Origin of the sequence: Romboutsia sp. 1001216sp1, from assembly GCF_039841805.1 — a bacterium.
Classification (GTDB): domain Bacteria; phylum Bacillota; class Clostridia; order Peptostreptococcales; family Peptostreptococcaceae; genus Romboutsia_C; species Romboutsia_C hominis.
The window spans coordinates 1-21,888 of record NZ_JBDPHA010000002.1; the positions used below are offsets into that span (position 1 = coordinate 1).

General features: G+C 25.6%; 16 protein-coding genes, 3 tRNA genes and 1 riboswitch. Of the genes, 15 read left to right on the top strand and 4 right to left on the bottom strand.

Annotation, left to right across the window (positions count from 1 at the left end; translation table 11 throughout):
* Nucleotides 1-154: 154 nt before the first annotated feature.
* The 9 genes from ABHC41_RS03155 to ABHC41_RS03195 all read left to right on the top strand — a co-directional run bounded on the left by ABHC41_RS03155 (nucleotide 155) and on the right by ABHC41_RS03195 (nucleotide 8,840).
* The gene (locus ABHC41_RS03155; RefSeq protein WP_271893395.1) at nucleotides 155-1,084 is read left to right on the top strand and encodes a zinc ABC transporter substrate-binding protein; all 930 of its coding nucleotides are present in this window, start codon (nucleotides 155-157) and stop codon (nucleotides 1,082-1,084) included.
* Between the two features lie 8 nt (nucleotides 1,085-1,092).
* A complete protein-coding gene (locus tag ABHC41_RS03160; RefSeq protein ID WP_195238272.1) occupies nucleotides 1,093-1,815 on the top strand; it encodes a metal ABC transporter ATP-binding protein in 723 nt (240 codons plus the stop codon).
* A gap of 17 nt (nucleotides 1,816-1,832) precedes the next feature.
* Nucleotides 1,833-2,660, top strand: coding sequence for a metal ABC transporter permease (locus tag ABHC41_RS03165; protein WP_092925153.1), 828 nt, complete (start codon nucleotides 1,833-1,835; stop codon nucleotides 2,658-2,660).
* 182 nt (nucleotides 2,661-2,842) lie between these two features.
* Nucleotides 2,843-2,918 (top strand) — tRNA-Lys (locus ABHC41_RS03170).
* A gap of 4 nt (nucleotides 2,919-2,922) precedes the next feature.
* Nucleotides 2,923-2,998, top strand: a tRNA-Val gene (locus ABHC41_RS03175).
* A gap of 81 nt (nucleotides 2,999-3,079) precedes the next feature.
* Nucleotides 3,080-3,155 (top strand) — tRNA-Lys (locus tag ABHC41_RS03180).
* Between the two features lie 131 nt (nucleotides 3,156-3,286).
* Nucleotides 3,287-6,853 (top strand): AAA family ATPase, encoded by a 3,567-nt coding sequence (locus ABHC41_RS03185; RefSeq protein ID WP_240294368.1) that lies wholly within the window; start codon nucleotides 3,287-3,289, stop codon nucleotides 6,851-6,853.
* Between the two features lie 142 nt (nucleotides 6,854-6,995).
* Complete coding sequence (locus ABHC41_RS03190) at nucleotides 6,996-8,366, top strand: GTP pyrophosphokinase (RefSeq protein ID WP_166505642.1); 1,371 nt, start codon at nucleotides 6,996-6,998, stop codon at nucleotides 8,364-8,366.
* A 111-nt stretch (nucleotides 8,367-8,477) separates the two neighbouring features.
* Nucleotides 8,478-8,840 carry a hypothetical protein gene (locus ABHC41_RS03195; RefSeq protein ID WP_092925159.1) on the top strand — a complete coding sequence of 121 codons (363 nt, stop codon included), beginning with the start codon at nucleotides 8,478-8,480 and terminating at the stop codon, nucleotides 8,838-8,840.
* A gap of 26 nt (nucleotides 8,841-8,866) precedes the next feature.
* On the opposite strand, the gene ABHC41_RS03200 is transcribed toward ABHC41_RS03195, so the two are convergent.
* Nucleotides 8,867-9,733, bottom strand: coding sequence for an aldose 1-epimerase family protein (locus tag ABHC41_RS03200; RefSeq protein WP_092925161.1), 867 nt, complete (start codon nucleotides 9,731-9,733; stop codon nucleotides 8,867-8,869).
* A 193-nt stretch (nucleotides 9,734-9,926) separates the two neighbouring features.
* Between ABHC41_RS03200 and ABHC41_RS03205 the strand changes: the two genes are divergently transcribed.
* The 4 genes from ABHC41_RS03205 to ABHC41_RS03220 all read left to right on the top strand — a co-directional run bounded on the left by ABHC41_RS03205 (nucleotide 9,927) and on the right by ABHC41_RS03220 (nucleotide 14,980).
* The gene (locus tag ABHC41_RS03205) at nucleotides 9,927-10,187 is read left to right on the top strand and encodes a hypothetical protein (RefSeq protein WP_092925163.1); all 261 of its coding nucleotides are present in this window, start codon (nucleotides 9,927-9,929) and stop codon (nucleotides 10,185-10,187) included.
* Between the two features lie 282 nt (nucleotides 10,188-10,469).
* Nucleotides 10,470-11,255 (top strand): PIG-L family deacetylase, encoded by a 786-nt coding sequence (locus ABHC41_RS03210; protein ID WP_271893401.1) that lies wholly within the window; start codon nucleotides 10,470-10,472, stop codon nucleotides 11,253-11,255.
* A 112-nt stretch (nucleotides 11,256-11,367) separates the two neighbouring features.
* Nucleotides 11,368-13,440 (top strand): DEAD/DEAH box helicase, encoded by a 2,073-nt coding sequence (locus tag ABHC41_RS03215; protein ID WP_271893403.1) that lies wholly within the window; start codon nucleotides 11,368-11,370, stop codon nucleotides 13,438-13,440.
* 181 nt (nucleotides 13,441-13,621) lie between these two features.
* A complete protein-coding gene (locus ABHC41_RS03220) occupies nucleotides 13,622-14,980 on the top strand; it encodes an MATE family efflux transporter (RefSeq protein ID WP_240276257.1) in 1,359 nt (452 codons plus the stop codon).
* Nucleotides 14,981-15,155: 175 nt separating this feature from the next.
* On the opposite strand, the gene ABHC41_RS03225 is transcribed toward ABHC41_RS03220, so the two are convergent.
* The gene (locus tag ABHC41_RS03225; protein ID WP_092925171.1) at nucleotides 15,156-15,356 is read right to left on the bottom strand and encodes a cold-shock protein; all 201 of its coding nucleotides are present in this window, start codon (nucleotides 15,354-15,356) and stop codon (nucleotides 15,156-15,158) included.
* A 216-nt stretch (nucleotides 15,357-15,572) separates the two neighbouring features.
* On the opposite strand from ABHC41_RS03225, the gene ABHC41_RS03230 reads away from it, so the two are divergent.
* On the top strand, nucleotides 15,573-16,742 hold the full coding sequence (locus ABHC41_RS03230) for an MFS transporter (RefSeq protein ID WP_166505637.1): 1,170 nt from the start codon (nucleotides 15,573-15,575) through the stop codon (nucleotides 16,740-16,742).
* Between the two features lie 36 nt (nucleotides 16,743-16,778).
* On the opposite strand, the gene ABHC41_RS03235 is transcribed toward ABHC41_RS03230, so the two are convergent.
* Nucleotides 16,779-17,735 carry a calcium/sodium antiporter gene (locus tag ABHC41_RS03235; protein ID WP_092925175.1) on the bottom strand — a complete coding sequence of 319 codons (957 nt, stop codon included), beginning with the start codon at nucleotides 17,733-17,735 and terminating at the stop codon, nucleotides 16,779-16,781.
* Between the two features lie 138 nt (nucleotides 17,736-17,873).
* The gene (thiC, locus tag ABHC41_RS03240; protein WP_092925177.1) at nucleotides 17,874-19,187 is read right to left on the bottom strand and encodes a phosphomethylpyrimidine synthase ThiC; all 1,314 of its coding nucleotides are present in this window, start codon (nucleotides 19,185-19,187) and stop codon (nucleotides 17,874-17,876) included.
* 110 nt (nucleotides 19,188-19,297) lie between these two features.
* Nucleotides 19,298-19,400: riboswitch (TPP riboswitch) on the bottom strand.
* A 377-nt stretch (nucleotides 19,401-19,777) separates the two neighbouring features.
* Between thiC and nrdE the strand changes: the two genes are divergently transcribed.
* On the top strand, nucleotides 19,778-21,877 hold the full coding sequence (nrdE, locus tag ABHC41_RS03245) for a class 1b ribonucleoside-diphosphate reductase subunit alpha (protein ID WP_271893407.1): 2,100 nt from the start codon (nucleotides 19,778-19,780) through the stop codon (nucleotides 21,875-21,877).
* The last annotated feature ends 11 nt before the right edge of the window (nucleotides 21,878-21,888 follow it).

Here is a 21,888-nt window from a genome sequence, read left to right on the forward strand (position 1 = left end):
TTATAAATAACATAAAATGTAATATATTGACTAAATGAGTAAAAAGTTATAAAATATTCGATAATGATATTTATTATCAATTAAAAATGGTATAGATTAAATAAATAATATTTTGGATATAATTATAAAGATTTACATATGGAAGGAGAAATATATGAAAAAAATATTACTAGCATTATTATCAGTAATAACAATGATAAGTGCTGTAGCTTGTTCTAGTGGTAATAATACAGCTAAAGACAATGGGAAAATAAATGTTTACACAACAGTATTTCCTATATACGATTTTACAAGAAATATAGGAAAAGATAAGATAAATATAAATTATGTAATTCCACCAGGAGTAGAACCTCATGACTATGAAATAACGCCAAAGCTTATGAAAGATATTCAAAATGCTGATTTACTTATAAAAAATGGATTAGGATTAGATAGCTTTGCAGATAAAATAAAAAGTGAAAATAAACTACAGATAGTAGATGCAAGTGAAGGTATAAAACCACTTACTTATGATGAAGAACAAAATCACGAAAAAGAGAATCATGAATCTCATAATCACGGGCAGTATGATCCTCATGTATGGTTAAATGTAGATTTAGCTATGAAAGAATGTGAAAACATAAAAAATGCTTTAATCAAAGCAGACGAAAAAAACAAAGACTATTATGAAAAAAATTATAATGAATATATAGAAAAGTTAAAAAAGCTAAAAAGTAATTATGATGAAAATTTAAAAGACAAAAAAAATAAGAGTATAATAGTATCTCATGGCGCTTATGGATATTTATGTGATGAATATAAAATAAATCAAATATCTATAACAGGAATTAGTCCAAATCAAGAACCATCTCTTAGCAAAATAAGTGAAATAGCTAACTATGCAAAAAAGAATAATATAAAATACATACTATTTGATGGTCTTGTAAATCCAAATGTAGCAAAAACTATAGCAGATGAGGCTAATATAAAAACAACAGTGCTATATTCAATAGACAATATAAGTAAAAAGGATTTTGACAATAATAAAGATTACATATCTTTAATGAATAAAAACTTAGAAACACTAAATTTAGTTTTAAAGTAGGGATAAATATGGATAAAGTAATTAAATTTAACGATGTAAGCTTTGGATATGAAGATAAAGTTATATTAGATAATATAAACTTAAATATAAATAAAGGTGATTACATAGGTATTATAGGGCAAAATGGTGTTGGTAAAAGTACTTTGCTTAAGCTTATGATAAATAAATTAAAACCAGTTAAAGGAAGTATTGACTTACTTAATAAAAATATAAATAACTTTGATGAATGGAATAAAATTGGTTATGTAGACCAAAAATCAAATTCATTTTCTAGTTCATTTCCTATAACAGTAGAAGAAGTAGTATCATTAAGTTTAGTATCTAAGGTAGGTTTGTTTAAAAGAGTAAGTAAAAAATACAAAAAAGAAGTTGATGAAGTTTTAAAATTAGTAGGAATGTATGAGTATAAAGATAGACTAATAGGAAGTTTATCCGGAGGTCAACAACAAAAAGTATTTATAGCTAGAGAACTTGTAAAATCACCTGAAATACTATTTTTAGATGAACCAACAGTTGGAATAGATGTAAACGGACAAAAAGAATTTTATAAAATACTAAAAGAGTTAAATGAAAAATTAAATTTAACTATAATAATAGTATCTCATGATTTATTTATAGTAAAAGAAGAAGTTAAAAAATTAGCATTAATAAAAAATAAAAAAATAGAATTAATAGAAAATAGCAAAAAAGATATAGATGAATCTATAATGCTTAATTTATTTAGTAGTTAAAGTGGGGAGGCAATATTTTGGAAATTTTTCAATATGATTTTATGGTAAGGGCACTTACAGCTTCCTTAATAGTTGGGCTTATATGTCCATTAATGGGAATGTTTATAGTATTTAAAAAATTATCGTTAATAGGAGATAGTCTGTCACATATAGCACTATCAGGTATAGCATCAGCTACTATAGTAGGTGTAAATCCTTTAATAGGATCTTTAGTAGCATCAAGTATAGCAGCTATAATAATAGATAGATTAAGAACTTATTTAAAGGAATATGCTGATTTGTCAATAGCTATAATAATGGCTTTAGGAGTTGGAATATCAGGTATACTTATAAGTATATCAAATACAAACTTTGATTTATTCTCATTTATGTATGGAAGTATAGCTACAGTAAGTAGTGAAGATATAAAAATAATCATTATGGTAGCAATTATAATTATTTTATTTGTAAGTTTATTATTTAAAGAATTATTATATATAACATTTGATGAGGAAAATGCAAAATTTTCTAAAATACCTGTAAAACTTATTAACACAATATTTATGATATTAGTTGCAGCAAGCATAACAATAACACTTAGAATAGTTGGGGTATTATTAGTATCATCCCTTATTTCAATACCAGTAGCTACAAGCTTAAAAGTAGCAAAAAGTTTTAAACAATCAATATTTTATTCAGTATTATTTGGTGAGATAGCTATAATAAGTGGGGTATTAATATCTTTTTATTTAGACATAGCACCAGGAGGAACTATTGTTATAATAAGTGTATTAGAGCTTTTAGGAGTAACTGTATTTTCAAAGTTAATAAATTCTAAACATAAAAAAATAGTATTAAACAAATAATAAAAGAGTAGGTTACTACTCTTTTTAATTTTTAAATTTAAAATAATTCTAAAAAAGTAGAAAAATCAACAGATATAGAAAAAAATAAAATATAATTTGAAAAAATATACAAAAAGTGTTGACGAAACAAAAAAAAACGAATATAATAATATTTGTGGTTGAGAGAAGTAAACAAAACAAATGACCCATTAGCTCAGTCGGTAGAGCACCTGACTTTTAATCAGGGTGTCCCGCGTTCGAGTCGCGGATGGGTCACCACTTTGGGATTATAGCTCAGCTGGGAGAGCACCTGCCTTACAAGCAGGGGGTCACAGGTTCGAGCCCTGTTAATCCCACCAAAACTTATAGTTATTTAGATAGTAGAGCAGATAACTTGCAATGAGTAAGTTGCTGTAAGCTTATGTTATTAAATTATATAAGACCCATTAGCTCAGTCGGTAGAGCACCTGACTTTTAATCAGGGTGTCCCGCGTTCGAGTCGCGGATGGGTCACCAGTTTTGAAACCTCATAGATATCTATGAGGTTTTTTTGTAAAAAAAATTATATTATATATATAAAATATAATTTTTGGGGTAAGAATATCTTAAGGCTATAAAAAATAATAAAACATTGAAGGGTGAATCATATGGAGAATGAACAAGACTTTATAAAACAAAAATTTAGTTATATAGAAAGAAAATTAAATAGAGAGCTTATAGGGCAAAAAAAATTTATCAAGGAAATATGTGAGTATTTTGAAGAAAAATTTATAAACAAAGAAAAAGGAATATTATTTTTAATAGGGGATAAAGAAACTGCTAAAAAAACTAGTGTAAGAAGGATATTTGAATACCTAAATAATTCAGATTTTATAGATAATACACATATACAAGAAATAGATTTAGCATCATATAATTTTAATTTAGGATATAGCGCATTTTTAACAGATTTATATGAAAAACTAAGTAGTGATTCTTCTTGTATACTATTTAAAAATAGTGAAAAAGCTAGTGAAGATATGCTAAATGTATTATCAAATGTATATCCAAATACTTGCTTAAACTTAGACAATAATTACATAATAAAAAATAAATTTTTAATACAAGCAAATGATGAAGATGAGGATACTATAAACAATATAGTTTGTCATAATAAGTTCTTAGTATATACAACTAATGATGAGAAGTTTAATATAGAAGAACACTTTACTAAGTCATTTAGCAATAACATAGATAAAGTATTATATACTAAGCCTCTTAATAAGGAGGAAAGAAATAAAATAGTAAAAAGAGAAGTTCTAGAAACTATAAAAATAAAAGAAGAAAATCACAACGTAAAAATAGTATTAGATATTAAAGAAGATGATCAAAGCGATGAATACTTTGGAATTTGCAAATACTTACAAGAAACATATAAAAAAGATTCAAATTTTGGAATTAGTGAATATGTATCTTACAAGCTATGTAAACCCTTAACAAACTTGATTTTAAAAGAAAATATTAAAGAAAATAGTACAATATTAATATATGTAGATAATGACGAAATATATTGCAACATAAAAAATGAAATATTCTCACTTAGTGATTATTCAACACCTACATTAGAAGAAGTTGAATACAAATTAAATTCTATTATAGGAATGAAAGATTTAAAAGAATTTTTAACAAGCGTTAAAAACAACTACAAAGTACAAAAAATTAGGGAAAGACTTGGACTAAAAACATCTAATATATCATTAAATATGATATTTGCAGGTAATGCAGGAACAGGTAAAACTAATGCAGCTAGAGTAACTTTTGAATATTTAAATGCACTAAATATATTATCTAAAGGTATATATAGGGAAGTTAGTAAAGCTGATTTTGTAACAGAAAACCCAGCAGAAACAGCTAAAAGAACTATAGATATAATAAATTCTGCTATGGGAGGAGTATTATTTATAGATGAAGCATACTCACTATGTGAAAGTGATGATGATAAAGTAGGAAAAGAAATAATAGATGCATTATTAAAAGGTATAGAAGATAATAGAGATGATTTAGTTGTAATACTTGCAGGATATGAAAAAGATATGGATGAATTTTTAGCATTTAATCCAGGTCTTAAATCAAGATTTTTAAACACTATACATTTTGAAGATTATACTCCGTATGAAATGTATGAGATAGCTTTAAATATTGCAAAATCAAAAGGATATAGAATAGCAAAAAACGTTAAAAATGAATTAATAGACTTATTTGCGAAAAATCAAATAAGTGGTAAAAATGATTTAGGTAATGCTAGATTTGTAAGAAATATAGTTGAAAATGCTATATTAGATGCATCTAAAAAGTATATAAATGATAAAAGTAAGGAAATAGATTTGCTAGAAAGAGACAATTTCAACTTTAAAGCAAAAGCAAAATTTAATTTAGAAGAAAGACTAAGCCAAATAGTAGGTTTAAATGAAGTTAAAAGCTTACTTAGAAACCAATATAAGCTTATAGTTGCACAAGAGAAGAGAAAAGCAGCGGGAATAGATACTAAAATAGAGCAAAACTTAAATATGGTGTTTGTAGGTAATCCAGGAACAGGTAAAACTAGTATAGCAAGATTAGTATCAGAAATGCTAAATAGCATGGGTCTTTTAAAGGTAGGTCAGATGATAGAAACGGATAGATCAAGTTTTATATCAGAGGTACCAGGTGAAACTAGTAAAAAGACTGAAGAAAAGTTTAAAGAGGCTATAGGAGGAGTTTTATTTATAGATGAGGCCTATACATTAGCTAATGATTCATTAGGTAGAGAGGCTACAGAAACACTTCTTAAGCTTATAGAAGACTATTCTAAAGAGGTTGTAGTAATACTTGCAGGATATGAAGAAGAGATGGAAGATTTCTTTGATGTTAATATAGGATTAAAATCAAGATTCCCAATTTGGACAACTTTTGAAGATTACAACCCAAATGAACTATTAGAAATGGCTATTAATTTAATAGATTCAACAGGATTCAAATTATCTAAAAATGCATATGTATCTCTTAAAAAAAGCTTTGAAGATATATATGAAGAATCAGATTCTACATCAGGAAATGGTAGAATGGTTAGAAATTATGTAGAAAATCTAATAAGAAATCAAAGCATAAGAATAGCAGAAGAAAACATAAGCACCTATGAAATGAATCTAATTACAACTAAAGATATAGAAAAAATTAAAGTATCAGAGTATGAGTTTGATTTAGAAGAAAAACTTAAATCTCTTAAAGGAAATGAAAAAGCAAAAGAATTTTTAAGAAATGAATACAAACTTATTAAAATACAAGAAAAGAGAGTAAAACTAGGCAAAAAAAATAATAGAAATAAGTATAGTAACATAGTATTTACAGGAAATGTAGGAACAGGTAAAAAATCTATTTTAAACATATTAGCAGAAATGTATTACTCAAGGGATATGATAAAGTCTAAGAATATAGTAGAAATTGATATAAGAGAAATAATAGGTGAAATAAATAGTGGCTTAAAATTAGAAGATATACTAAATAAATCTTTAGGTAAAATAGTATTAATAGATAAGGCTCACTTATTATTAGATATTAATAATTACAAAGAAATAATTTCTATACTTTTAAAATTTATAGATAACAATAAAAATAAAATAAAAATAGTTTTATCTGGCCAAAAAGATAAAATGAAAGAATTAGTTTTATTAAATGAGTCTTTAAATTATAGATTCCCTATATGGTTAGACTTTGAGGACTATACAAATATTGAATTATATGAAATATGCCTAGACATATTAACTAATAAAGGATTTATATTAAGTAAAGAATCAAAAGACAGCTTAAAAGAAGTGATCTATAGTCTTTACGAAAATGATAATTTAAAGCTTAGAAATAGTCTTATGATAAAAAATTATATAGAAAAATTAGTAAGAGTTCAAAGTGTAAGGGTATATGACAACAATATATTACAAAGAGATATAAATAATATAGAAGTAGAAGACATAATAAGTAGCAAAGAAATATTTGTAAATGAAAATACATTTATAAGTAATAATGTAGAGCCAATTGCTGATAATAATTTAAAAGAGAATTATAAAATTAATAACTCTAATGAAAATTTATCCTATGATGTAGAAAATGAATTATTAAAGATAAAAAATTTATACGACTTAGGTGTAATAGATGAAGTAGAATTTAAAATACTTAAGGGAAAAATAATAAATAATATATAATGTATGCTAAAAATGAGTATTTACTAAATTTATTTAAAATACTCATTTTGGTATAAGTATACAGTAAAATTTAAAAAGGACATTTGATAAATGTCCCTTTTTTGTGTAAAATTTAAGTACTAAAAAGAAATAGGAGAATATTATGAGCCTTAAAGAATTTGAATTTATAGACGAGTCAATTGATTTATTAAACTCCTTAACACCTACATTAAATATGCTATCAAAAGAACTAGAGAACTATTTTGAAAATATACTTGAATCTAGTGACCAAGAATATTTAAATGTTAATTCAAGAGTAAAAACAGAATATAGTTTAAGAGAAAAAATAATAAGAAATAGATATTTAAAAAGATATGAGACACCACAAGAGCTTATACATAATCTATCAGACTTAATAGGTGTAAGACTAGAGTGTAGATTTATAGAAGAAGAGAAATTAATATATAAAGTATTAAAGTCTTATTTTGATACTACAGATGATAATATATATTTTTATAATAAAAGTAATGACAAGGTTAAGATAAGGCTAGATAAAGAGCAGCCACGAAAACAAAAAAATGGATTTGAAATATATAGAATAAATGGTTTATTTACATATGGAAAAAACAAAATAAATTTTGAAATACAGATAAAATCCATGGTAAATATATTTTGGAGTGATATAGAACATCAAGTTATATATAAAAATAATACTTATGTAATGGTAGATAAATTTTTAAGTGATGTTATGGCATCAATAAAAAATAATCTAGCAATGATAGACAACCAGCTTTTATCTGTTTATAAATCTTTTAATGAAAACACTTCAAAAGATAAAACATTAAAGCAAAAGTCTATGGAAAAGTTTTTAGCTAAAATTGCATATGATACTTTTGCTGAAAAAATGGAAAAAGATATAGGATTTATAGTAGATTTTAAAAAGCCTTGTGAAACTATTATAAACTATTCATTTAATAAGAATAAAGATGGCTTAGATATAAGTGAAGATACAACAATACAAGGTCTTATGAGGCTAAATGAGATAGCTAAGAAAGATATAGACTTTAACTCGAAAATAAAATTTGGTAAAAGCCCTGAATTTGAAGATGAATTTTGTGAAAAACTAGGTAGCTTTATAATGAGCAAGCTAAACTGTGAATTTATATGGAACTTATTCTTTAGGATACTATTTGAAGTAGAGCCTCTTAATAATAAAAAGGATTTCGAAAACTTTATATTATTTATAAAAGAAAAAATAGTCCCTATAAAACATCAAGGTAAACTAGAGCTTAATTTTAAATCAGATAGTAAATATATATTACATGATATATATATGGAGGTAGCAAGTACATTAATACAAATAGATTCTATAGAGATATTATATGAACAAAGTTTAGATAGTATAAATAATGTAGTTAGAAATGAAATAAATAGCATATGTAGAAATATAGACTCTTATAATGAATACAAAATAAAACGAGATAAGTATATGGATAACATAAATAGAAAAATTAAAGATGCTATAATTGGATAAAAATAAAGAGTTGCTTTATAAGGCAGCTCTTTATTTTTATAATATAAATTAGAAATTATGTAGAAAAAAGTAATATTGTATGATATTTTATATATGGAAAGGATGATTTAAGTGAAAGCTAAGAGTAAGGATAATGTAGTTATTTCATCTTTATTATTTTCTATATTAGCTCTAGTTGCATATAAATTGTTTTATGATGTAAATATGCCACTATTTTGGGTAGCTTTTGTATGTGAAAGACTTTATAGCTTAGGAGCTAAAGAAGATTTTGACAGATGCTTAGACGATTTAGACTATGATGAAGACAATAAAAAGATTTTAATAAAAATTATAGGATTAATAGTCATTATAATAGGTATATTTATTTATATAACTTTTACAGAACCAAAAATATTAATTTACATAGCAATAGGCGAAGTTGTAGATATAATTATACAAAAACCATATAAAAAATTAATTAATAAAGATAATTAACATATAGAAAAAGAGTAAGTTAATCCTTACTCTTTTTCTATAGTTATAGTATATAAACTATTAAATGACTCTAAAGGTTTAAGTTTATTTATATAAGCTTTGTTAGTATATATTTTATCCGAATTTACACTGTCAGCTAGTCCAAACCATGGTTCAATACATACAAATGGAGCAGTAGAGTTTGTATCTTTGTAGTAAGGAGTCCATATTCCAACTAGTGGAAAATCTTTAAAATTAATGTTTATGTAATCTTTAGATTTATTAGATTTTAAGTTAATACTATCTATATTAGTATATATTAATGCATCCTTTTCAAAAATCTTAGGTTCTAATCTTAAATTATTTAAATTATAAACTTCTTTTACACTATTAAAATAAGGACCCTCTAAGTTTATTCTTTTTACTATATCTCTAGATTTAAACTCTAGGTAGTAATTGCACAAATCATCATATATATTAAATGCCGGGTGTGCTCCTATTGAAAAATACATATCTTTTGTATCTTTGTTTAAAACAATCCAATTAGTATTTATGCTATTATTAATAATAGTATATTTTATTAAAAGTTCAAAAGAATAAGGATATAGTTTTTTAGTTTCATCACTAGATATTAATCTATAAGTTATTGAGGTATTATCATTATAAATAATTTCAAAATCCATATCTCTAGCAAATCCATGTTGACTCATATTATAGAACTTATCTTCTATATAAGTTTTGTTGTCTTTTAATCTACCGACTATAGGAAATAATATAGGAGAGTGTCTTGACCAATGAGTGCTATCTCCATTCCATAGTATTTCCTTTTTTAGATCTTTAGAGTATATTCTAGTTAGTTCAGCACCACTATTTTTAGATTCTATTATAAGTTTATCATTTTCTAATATATTCATATTATCACCTCTTAGATAAGCATATTATATATAATATAATTTCGCAATATATGTAAAGGTTAAATAAACTTATATTAGAGAAAATAACTTTATAAATATTGTTATGCTGTATATTTAAATGATATAATTATGAATTAACAAATACTATGTAAGTATATAATATATAGTAGTTTAACTAGAAAGGAAGTTTAACATGGAAGAAATATACAGATTAATAGAAGAGAAAATAAAAAATTCTGGATACCAAAGAAGTGTAAGTGGTGAAGAAATATATGAAGAAATATGTGATGAAATAGAAGATAAAGATAATGGTAGCTACATATTTATGTCTAAGAAAGAAGATGATGTTTTATTTGAATATAAAATAGACGTAATGGATGAAAATTTTAATTTATCTTATTTAGATATAAATTCACCAGAAGGAAAGTTTCATATAGATTTTGATGCAGAGTAATAAAAAATGTAAGTTTTTATTAAATAGAGTAAAAGAAATAGGGGATAAATAGTGATATGGCTAATTATCCCCTATTTCTTTTCAATTATTAAAATTATTAAGGGTATAAAGCTTAATTTATATAAAAAACATTTAAAAAGTAACAAAAAAATTTCAAAACGGTAACAAAAAAATTTCAATATATTAAATTTCATATAATTTAGATGTAAAGTATGCTAATATAAAATAAGCTTAAAGACGACTATTTTCGACATATAAATAAAAATAGTAGGTGGTGTGAAAATGAAAGACAAAAAAGATAAAAAAATAATGGGGATAATAATAGTTGTGTTAGTAATATTTGGTGTACATACAGCATACTCTCAGTATAATAATGGCAATATTAAAAGATTTAAAGATCATGTGGTATTTTACCCACAACATCAAGATGATGAGGTTTTATGGGGAGGAACTGCTATAGTAGATGCTATTAAAGAATGTGGAACGGACAATGTATATGTAACTTTAGTATCAGATGGGTCGGGAGTTAATGTGTTTAAAAATAACCCAAAATTTAAGGGTATAGATAGAAAAGAAAAAGAAAGACTAAGAAACAATGAGTTTAAAGCATGTCTAAATAAACTAGGAGTAAAAAAAGATAATGTAATAATACTAGCAGATGAAGCTAAAAAACCAGGAACTCATTATGATCTAATGGAAAAGACTATACTAAACTTTGAAAAAAAGTTAGGAAGCGTTACACATATAGCACATCACTATAGATATGATGATCATATAATGCATAGAAGAAATGGACAAGTATTAAAAAAGCTTAGTGATGAACATAAAGTAGATGATGCAAGATATTTTATGAAGCCTAACTATGTATCAAATATACCTAACGATAAAAGAGATATATACAAAGTTAATAATATGAAGGACTATAATACAGTAAAGAGTGCTTTAGAAGAATATAAAAATGTAGATAATAAAAATGAAAAGTATGGAATTGGATATACTTCAGCTCATAGTTACTTTGATTATTTATTAAATGATCCTAGTTTAACATCAGTTTTAAGTATATATTAAGTAAAAAATAAGTGTAGAATATATTCTACACTTATTTTTTATAAAAAAGGGTAGCTTTTAATTTTTTATAGTGATAAATTAGACTTACAAAAAATTAAATAAGGTGGATAAAATGAATATAAATTTAGAAGAAATTTTAAAAACATATACAGATAGAAGTAGATACAATTCAGGACATTATATATACAAAAATGGAGTAATTTTAAACAATTATGCTAAACAAAATGGCAGTAAATGTATATTTTATGGAACTGTGTTAGATGAACAAAGAAGAAGAGATTATACATCAATGATAAGTATAAATACTAAAACTAGAGAAATATCAAATGTAAGTTGTGATTGTTTTTCAGAGTCACAAAGTATAAAATCTAATAATTTATGCTCTCACATAGTAGCGATAGTACTAAAGGGTATAGAAGATTTAAATAACGATAAAGAATATGAAAGTAAAGAAGGCGCAAAGTTAAATCCAAATATAACATTTAATATATTATCATCAAAAGATGGTTATATGAATGCAAGACTAGAAATAGATGGAATAAGTGAAGGTGAATATAAAAATATATACAATGCATATAAAGAAAACAATAAATTATATAGACTTAAAAGTGGAAATTACTTGGATTTAAGTGAGAAGAATTTAAAAGAATCATTAGAACTAATAGATACTTTGGGGATGTATGAAAATCTTACTTCTATGAAAATAGACAATAATAAATCACTATATCTAAAAAAATATATAGAAGATAATGATAGTTCTATTATAAAAGGAAGTCATCATATAGACAATATAGTCGAGAACTTTAAAAAAGTAGAAAATTTAAAAATTGATCAGCCTAATATAAATGCAAAACTTAGAGAGTATCAGATTAAAGGATATGAATTTTTAAAAACTTTGTCTAGATATGAGTTTGGAGGAATTTTAGCAGATGAGATGGGGTTAGGTAAAACAATACAAATAATAGCTTTTTTACAATCTAATGAAAATAAAAAAGCTATTGTATTAACACCAACATCACTTATTTATAATTGGCTTGAAGAATTTAAAAGATTTTCTCCTAATCTAAAAATAGGTCTAGCTTATAAGTCTAAAAGAGAGGATGTTATAAACCATATAGATAATTATGATGTAATACTTACAACTTATACAACCTACAAAAACGATACAGAAAAATATAAAAATATAAAATTTGATTACTGTATAATAGATGAAGCCCAGAATATAAAAAATCCAGATTCTATAATAGCTAAGTCTGTAAAAAAAATTAATGCAAAAGTTAAGTTTGCGCTAACTGGAACTCCAATAGAAAATAACTTAATAGAGTTATGGTCTATATTTGACTTTGTAATGCCAGGATATTTATATGATAAATCAAAGTTTAAAAAAATATTTTTAGACAAAGGTAATATAGACGATTTAAAAAAGCTTATAAAACCATTTTTATTAAGAAGAACAAAAAAAGAAGTTATAAATGAATTACCAGAAAAAATTGAGCAAAAGTATTATGTAGAGCTTAACAAAGAACATAAAAAGGCATACTTAGGTTTACTTAGTTTAGCTAAAAATAAAATTCAAATAAATGATAATATGTCTGTATTATCTTATTTAACTAAGCTTAGACAGTTAGCGATAGCCCCTGAATTAATGGTTAAAAACTATGAGATAAAAAACTCTAAATTAGAGGTGCTTGTAAAATTGTTAAAAGAAAATAAAGACAAAAAAATATTAGTATTTTCACAGTTTACAAAAGTATTAGAGAAAATAAAAGATAGATTAGACTATGAAAATATAAGCTATAGCTATTTAGATGGAAAAACTAACCCAAAAGATAGAGTTAATTTAGTTAAAGATTTCAATAAAAATAATGATAATGTGTTTTTAATATCGTTAAAAGCAGGAGGTACAGGTTTAAATTTAACTAGTGCATCTATAGTTATACACTTTGACCCATGGTTTAATCCTGCAGTAGAGAATCAAGCAAGTGATAGAGCTCATAGAATAGGGCAAAAAAATGTTGTTAATGTTATAAAACTAATATCTAAAGATACAGTAGAAGAAAAAATTATAAGATTACAAGAAATGAAAAAAGAATTAGTAAAAGAGCTTATAGATAGTAATACAGATAGTGGAAATTTTCTTAGTAAAATGTCAGTAGATGATATAATAGATATAATGTTTGACTAAAAAATTAGAATATAAAATCAAAAATACGAAAAACTACATATAGATGTGATTAATCATAAAAAGGCTAGGATTAAATCTTAGTCTTTTTTATATACATAAATAGTAAATAAGTACATGTATTAACTTTTAAATAATACAAAAGATATATATGTACTTGTGAAAGGAATGAATATAAGTGTATATGACAAAAGATAAATCGTTTTATAAAAGTATAATAGATATATCAATACCAATAGCTATACAAAATTTAATAACAGTATCTGTTAATATGGCAGACACTGTTATGTTAGGTAGACTAGGCGAAGTAGAGTTATCATCAGCAGCTATAGCTAATCATCTTTTTTTTATATTGATGATATTAATGTTTGGGATTTCTGGAGGCTCTAACGTTATGTGCTCTCAATACTATGGGAAAAAAGATATAAAATCAATACACAAGGTAATTACTATTACATACTGGCTAAGTATAGCACTATCAATATTATTTGTATTAGTGGCTATGGTTATGCCAGGTGCATTTATGAAGCTATTTACAGATGATATATCAGTTATATCAATGGGGGAGAAGTATATAAGGATAGTTAGTATAAGTTATGTATTCTATTCATTAACAGTTTCTACTGTCGGTGTACTTAGGTCCATTAAAACTGTTAAAATACCTATGATCATACATAGTATATCTTTATTTATAAATATATTTTTAAATTATATATTAATATTTGGAAGGTTTGGGATAAGTCCATTAGGAATTAAAGGAGCAGCTATTGCAACTGTTATATCTAGGATAATAGAATTTTTTATAATATTTGCATATATAATTTTTAAAGAAAGTAAAATAAAATATAGGTTAAATTATATTTTGAAAATAGATAAAATAATATTTAATGATTATGTAAAAGTAACATATCCCATATTTTTTAATGAACTATGTTGGTCAGTAGGATCGTCTATGATATCTATAATAGTTGGTAGGATGGGGACTAGTGTAGTTGCAGCAAATAGCATAAATAATGTAGTAAATCAATTTGCAACTTTATTTATACAAGGATTATCTAGTGCTTCATCAGTTATAATAGGTAATGCTATAGGTAAAGGAAACTATGAAAAAGTAAAAGAATATGCAAACACTATAATCATACTAAGCATAATAGTTGGAGTTATATCAGCTTTAATGATTTATTTATGTAAAGATGTGATATTAGGATTTTATAATATATCACAAGAAACGAAATTAATATCAAAAGAAATAATGACAGCAACAGCTATAGTAGCATTGTTTAGGTCTTTATCTTCAAATCTTATGATGGGTGTTTTAAGAGGAGGAGGAGATAATAAGTATGTATTTAAATATGAAATGATATTTATGTGGGGATTATCTATACCACTTGGATTTATAGGTGCATTTATATTTAATTTACCAATACCTATTGTATTTTTTCTATTAAAAAGTGATGAAATATTAAAAGGTATAGTTGGATTTATAAGAGTTAAAAGTGGCAATTGGATAAATGATGTAACTCGAGATAAAAAAGATATGTAAATTATATACTATAAAACATTGTATCTATAAATACTTTTGTATTTCTAAAAATGTCTATGTAAAAAATCACATAGACATTTTTAATTGTTGCTATATTCAGAAAATTTATGATTATTAAAATTAATAAATAAAAAAGACTCAAATAAATTTGAGTCTTTAAAACGTATCTATATGATTATAATATAGTTATGTTTTCAGCTTGAGGACCTCTAGCACCTTCAACTATATTAAAGCTTACTTTTTGACCTTCTTCTAAAGTTTTGAATCCATCAACTTGTATAGCTGAGAAATGAGCGAATACATCATCTCCACCTTCTACAGATATAAATCCAAATCCTTTTTCACTATTGAACCATTTTACTATTCCTTGAATCATTTTCAATTCTCCTATAAACCTACATCAAGATTATTTCTTGATTTACTGTAATTTAAGTGTAACACTTATTTAAGCAAATGTACACACTTTTTTTATTTATTTAAATAATTACCTTAAATACTAATAAATATACCTAAATTTTCTAAAAAATATAAAAAAAATGATTGTACAAAAACTAACAATATTATGGTATATTCTTATAAGAGGAGGAATATTATGTCTAAATTTTATATAAAATACTTATGTATGTTTATAGGATTGGGGTCATTTATGACTTATTTACCTGTATACTTAGAAAAAACATTAAACTTTAGTCCATCGCAAATAGGGATTATAGTATCAATACCATCTATAATTGGTATAGCACTTGTACCTATATGGGGGATTATAAGTGATATTATAAAAAAACAAAAGCTTATATTATGGATAAATGTATTAGTAGCATTTTTACTGGGATATTTATATTCAAAAACAACGTCTTTTATACCGATATTTATAGTAGCGATATTTTTTGAAATGTTTAGAAATTCATTATTGCCACTTGCAGATACTATAACAACTTCATATTGTAAAGAACAAAATAAAAATTATGGAAAAGTAAGGGTATTAGGTTCTATAGGATATGCACTATCTGCTTTTATTTGTGGTCATATAATGAATTTAACAGGAAATGATTTGGCATTTTTCTACATGTTTATGTTTAGTATGCTACTATGTTTATTTATAACTCCATATTTAAATACACCTAAAGAAATGGAGTCTAAAGAAAAGTTAAATTTAAAAGTAGATATAAAAAAATTATTTACTAATAAACAATATGTGTTAATACTTTTAGCAAGTATAAGTATTGTTGCCTTAAGTGATGGGGTAAGCGCCTACCAAGGTATACATTTATTAAACTTAGGAGCAGGCAAGGAACTTGTAGGAATGTTGACTGTGTTTATGGTAGCTCCAGAACTTTATTTTATGGTTAAGACCAAAGATCTTTTAAAAAAATATGGAAATACAAAAATGATTACTGTAAGTGCAATTGCACTTTTTATTAGATGGATAATATATACATTTACAAATAATATAGCATTATTTATATTAGCATCAGCTTCTCATGGTGTAGCAATAGCTATAATGACTATAACTGTTTTTGACTTTATAGGAAACGTAGTAGAAAAAAAATTATACACTACAGCCATGACTATATACACTTTTTGTATAGGAATTGGGTCATCAGTTATAAAACTTATATATGGAAATATAATAGACTTATATGGAATGAAAGCCATATTTATATGCTCAATAATAATTTCTATCATAAGTTTTGGAATTATATTTGCAATAAATAAATTAGAATATAAGAATATAAATAATACAAATATAATAAGCGAATAAAAAGGAAGAACATAATTATGTTCTTCCTTTTTTAGATTACCTAACTATAGTATATATCATATATACTATATATAAAGCTATTAATATAAAACCTTGTTTTTTTACAAGACAATTATCTTTTTTCATAAAGATATAAAGTAAAACTGTTATAAATGTCATAAATATTATATCTATAAGAGCAAATGTACTTATAGATATCGGACTTATAGTTGTAGCTAAACCTAAAACTAAAAGTATATTAAATACGTTTGAGCCTATTACATTACCTATAGCTATTTCAGTTTCACCCTTTTTTATAGCCATAATAGAAGTAACAAATTCAGGAAGTGAAGTACCAACTGCAACTATTGTAAGTCCAACTAAGTTTGCACTCATACCAAATGATGTTGCAATAGTCGTGGCAGAATCAACAACCATATCTCCACCAACAATAATTCCTGCTATACCAATTAAACTTAATATAATTGTTTTAAACATAGGAACATCTTCACTTACTTCAGCTTCTATAGCTATAGCACTTTCACCACCAGATAAGTCTTCTTCATTATTAGAGTTTTTAGCACTTTTTACAGTATTTATTAAGAAGTAGGCAAATACTAATAAGAAAAAAATACCTTCAAATCTATTTATATGTAAATCAAGTGAAAATAGTAACAACATAAAGCTTATACCTATTAAAAATGGAGTATCTTTTTTTATAGTATCTTTTTGAACTGGTAACTTTGCAATTATTGCAGATACACCTAACACTACAAGTATGTTAAAAAAGTTAGAGCCTACGATGTTAGCAACACTCATATCATTTTGTCCTGCTAATGAAGATGTAATACTTACTGCGGCTTCAGGTGCAGATGTACCCATAGCTACTATAGTAAGACCTATAACCATAGCTGGAACATTAAATTTTCTAGCAATTGAAGCAGCACCATCGACAAATATGTCAGCACCCTTTATAAGGAAAATAAAACCTAATATTAATATTATAAATGCCATTAATATTCCTCCAAAAATATATATTTATAAAGGACAGTATACCACTTTATGTATTCTTTTGTAAATCATTAAAATATGATGAAACTTAGTTATGCAAAGAATATAATAGATATTTATAATATTAAATTAAGTATGTAACTAATTATCTGCTCTTAATAAATTTAAGTCTTTACCACTCATTATTTTATTCATATTTCTCATAGAACACATCTTACCGCACATTGTACAGCTATCATCATGTTTAGGAGTTGACTCTTTTCTATATCTTCTAGCTTTTTGTGGGTCAATAGCAAGTTCAAACATTTTTTCCCAATCAAGTTCTTGTCTAGCTTTACTCATTTGATTATCTATATCTCTAGATTTAGGAATTTTCTTTGCGATATCTGCAGCATGAGCAGCTATTTTAGTAGCTATAATACCTTCTTTAACATCATCTAAGTTAGGTAGTCTTAAATGTTCTGCTGGGGTTACATAACATAAAAAGTCAGCTCCATAACTAGCAGCTAAGGCACCTCCAATAGCACTTGTTATATGATCATATCCAGGGGCTATATCTGTAACTATAGGACCTAGCACATAAAATGGTGCACCATGACAAAGTTTCTTTTCAAGTAACATATTAGACTCAATTTCATCTAATGACATATGTCCAGGACCTTCTATTATTACTTGAACATTTCGTTTCCACGCTCTTAGAGTAAGTTCACCTAATATCATTAATTCTTTTATTTGACAAGCATCTGAAGAGTCATTTATAGACCCAGGTCTTAGAGCATCTCCAAGGCTTAATGTTAAGTCATATTCTTCGCATATATCAAGTAATTCATCAAAGTATTCATAAAAAGGGTTCTCACGTTGGTTAAGCTCCATCCAAGCATACATTAAAGAACCGCCTCTAGATACTATATTAGTAAGTCTTTTGTTTCTTTTAAAAACAGATGCAGTTTCTTTGTTTATACCAGCATGTACAGTAACGAAGTCTACACCATCATTTGCATGATTTCTTACTACATCTAAAAATTCTTTAGCAGTTATATCTTTTAATTCTTTATCGTAAAAACCAACAGCATCGTATATAGGAACAGTTCCTATCATAGCATTAGAAGATGATATAAGTTTTTTTCTAAATTCTTTGGTTTTACCAAAAGAACTTAAATCCATTATAGCTTCGGCTTTCATATCTAATGCCAAATTAACCTTTTTCATCTCTTCATCAATATCACAACAATCTTTTGATATACCTAAATTTACATTTATTTTGGTTCTTAGATTTTCGCCTACACCTTCAGGATTTAAAGATTTATGATTTTTATTAGCAGGTATTGCTACTTTACCTTTAGATATTAGCTCTCTCAAAATATTAACATCCATATTTTCTTTTTTTGCTACTATTTCCATTTCTTTAGTAATTATCCCCTTTTTAGCAGCATCCATTTGAGTAGTATACATCATATTAAAATCCCCCTTATTATATTTTAATAAATAAAAAAAGCCTTACCATAAGGCAAAGCTTCTCAAAATATGTATTAATAAATAGACTATATTTGTTTTATAGCTATTAATAAACACAAAAGTAACTTTCCTACGGTAGTATAAACTACATCAGGTTCGAAGGGTTAATGAATTTATCATTTCTCAGCCTAAAAGGCACCCCTAGTTAGATATCTTTTCAAAAACATTGTAGTTCTTTATTTATGTATTGTAAAGAAATTTTTTGTACTTATAAAAACGGAAAGGCACCTATCAAAAGATAAGTGCCTTTATTTGGGCTAGCGTAATACTTATATAAAATATAAGTTCCCACTTAACTTAAGAATATCATAATGAATATTATTTGTAAATAAAAAAAGCAATTATAAAAAATTATCAATGCCTTATGTGTTGAAAAAACTATATATTAAAAAGAATAAAAAAAATAAAATATAATAATAGATTAAGAATACTTTTATTGGTGTATATACAATATATAGTATTTGGTTTAAATATTATATCTATAAGTGGTAGATAATGATTAGTAAAACATTAAATAAAAGGTGGGAAAAATGAACTGGATAGAACTAAATAATCAAGTCATAATAAAAAATAAAGAAGGAAAATATCAATTAGAAAAAGATAAAGAAGCATTATACAGTTATATAAATGAATATATAAAACCTAGAACAAAGGTATTTAATAGTCTTGAAGAAAGGCTATCATATTTAATAGATAATAATTACTATTCTAAAGAAGTAATAGAAAGATATGATATAGACTTTATAAAAGAAGTAGAAAGAATCATAAAAAATTATGGATTTAAATTTAATTCATATATGAGTGCAAATAAGTTTTATCAAAACTATGCACTTAAGACTAATGACAATAAAGAAATATTAGAAAGCTATAATGATAAAGTTCTTATAGTATCTTTAGCACTTGGAAATGGTGATAAAAATTTAGTAAGAAAATTAGCAGAGAAACTAGTAAAACAAGAATTTCAACCAGCAACACCTACATTTTTAAATGCAGGTAGAGCTAGAGCAGGAGAAATGGTATCGTGCTTTTTGATATCTATAGAAGATAGTACAGAAGGTATATCATATGCAATTTCATCAGCAAATCATTTGTCTAAAATAGGTGGTGGGGTAGCACTTAATCTATCAAGGTTAAGAGCTTCAGGAGACCCTATTAAAGACATAGAAGGAGCAGCAGGCGGTGTGGTAGGAGTTGCTAAAATGCTAGAACAGTCATTTACCTACTTTAACCAAATGGGTGCAAGACAAGGTGCCGGGGCTGTATATTTAAGTGTATTTCATCCAGATTTTGAATTACTTATGGATACCAAAAAGATAAATGCAGATGAAAAAATAAGATTAGCATCATTATCTTTAGGGGCATTAATACCAGATAAATTTATGGAATTGGCAGAGAAAAATGAGGTGGCTTATGCATTTTATCCTCATTCTGTTTATAAAAAATATAATATAAATCTTGATGAGATGGATATGGAAAAATGGTATGATATTTTAAAAAATGATGAAGATATACGAAAAAAAGAAATAAATCCTAGAAAAATGCTAACAAAGATAGCACAGATGCAACAAGAAAGTGGATACCCATATGTTGTATTTTTAGATACTGCAAATAGAGAACATATACTAAAAGACGTTGGTAAAATCAAAATGTCTAATTTATGTTGTGAAATATTTCAATACCAAACACCATCAAATATAAAAGGATATGCTGGAGAAAATATATGGGGACAAGATATAAGTTGCAATTTAGGTTCTTTAAACATTGCTAATGTAATGGATAATAAAGATATAGAAAATACGATTGATACTGCAATAAGAGCATTAACTTTTGTTTCTGATAACACTAGTATAAATGAAGTGCCAACAATAAAAAATGGAAATGATTCGTCACATGCAGTAGGTCTTGGAGCTATGAATTTACATGGATACTTAGTAAGAGAAAATATACTATATACATCAGAAGAAGCAATAGACTTTTGTAATGTATTTTTTGCAATAGTTAGACATTTTGCTATAAAGTCATCTATGAATATAGCTAAAGAGAGAAATAAAACATTTGTTGGGTTTGAAAAATCAGAATATGCAAAAGGAAAAGATAGTAATGTATTAAAAAAATATTATAAAAATTCATACTTACCTAAGACAGATAAAGTAAAAAAATTGTTTGAAGGTATACATATACCTACAACTAAAGAATGGGAAGCTTTATTAGATGAAGTAAAAGTACATGGATTATATAATGCATACTTAACAGCAATAGCACCAACTCAAAGTATTAGTTATGTTCAAAATGCAACATCAAGTATAATGCCAATTACAGAGCCGGTTGAAGTTAGAACATATGGTGATTCTACAACTATATATCCTATGCCATTTTTAACTAATGAAAACATGCTTTATTACCAATCTGCATATAGAATGGATATGAGAAAAGTTATAGATATAGTTTCAACAGTCCAAAATCATGTTGACCAAGGTATATCAACAACATTATTTGTAACAGATGATAAAACAACTAGAGATATAGCTAGATTATATATATATGCTTACAAAAAAGGACTAAAAAGTCTTTACTACACAAGAACTAAAATGACTAGAGACAACAATGAGTGTCTTATGTGTTCAGTATAAGGGGGAGTACT

Bases quoted from the DNA above. Each gene is read 5' to 3' on its own strand.
- ABHC41_RS03155 (WP_271893395.1), top strand. From the start codon at position 155: ATGAAAAAAATATTACTAGCATTATTATCAGTAATAACAATGATAAGT.
- ABHC41_RS03215 (WP_271893403.1), top strand. From the start codon at position 11,368: ATGAATATAAATTTAGAAGAAATTTTAAAAACATATACAGATAGAAGT.
- ABHC41_RS03220 (WP_240276257.1), top strand. From the start codon at position 13,622: ATGACAAAAGATAAATCGTTTTATAAAAGTATAATAGATATATCAATA.
- thiC (WP_092925177.1), bottom strand. From the start codon at position 19,187: ATGATGTATACTACTCAAATGGATGCTGCTAAAAAGGGGATAATTACT.
- ABHC41_RS03185 (WP_240294368.1), top strand. From the start codon at position 3,287: ATGGAGAATGAACAAGACTTTATAAAACAAAAATTTAGTTATATAGAA.
- ABHC41_RS03190 (WP_166505642.1), top strand. From the start codon at position 6,996: ATGAGCCTTAAAGAATTTGAATTTATAGACGAGTCAATTGATTTATTA.
- nrdE (WP_271893407.1), top strand. From the start codon at position 19,778: ATGAACTGGATAGAACTAAATAATCAAGTCATAATAAAAAATAAAGAA.
- ABHC41_RS03225 (WP_092925171.1), bottom strand. From the start codon at position 15,356: ATGATTCAAGGAATAGTAAAATGGTTCAATAGTGAAAAAGGATTTGGA.
- ABHC41_RS03210 (WP_271893401.1), top strand. From the start codon at position 10,470: ATGAAAGACAAAAAAGATAAAAAAATAATGGGGATAATAATAGTTGTG.
- ABHC41_RS03205 (WP_092925163.1), top strand. From the start codon at position 9,927: ATGGAAGAAATATACAGATTAATAGAAGAGAAAATAAAAAATTCTGGA.
- ABHC41_RS03160 (WP_195238272.1), top strand. From the start codon at position 1,093: ATGGATAAAGTAATTAAATTTAACGATGTAAGCTTTGGATATGAAGAT.
- ABHC41_RS03200 (WP_092925161.1), bottom strand. From the start codon at position 9,733: ATGAATATATTAGAAAATGATAAACTTATAATAGAATCTAAAAATAGT.
- ABHC41_RS03235 (WP_092925175.1), bottom strand. From the start codon at position 17,735: ATGGCATTTATAATATTAATATTAGGTTTTATTTTCCTTATAAAGGGT.
- ABHC41_RS03230 (WP_166505637.1), top strand. From the start codon at position 15,573: ATGTCTAAATTTTATATAAAATACTTATGTATGTTTATAGGATTGGGG.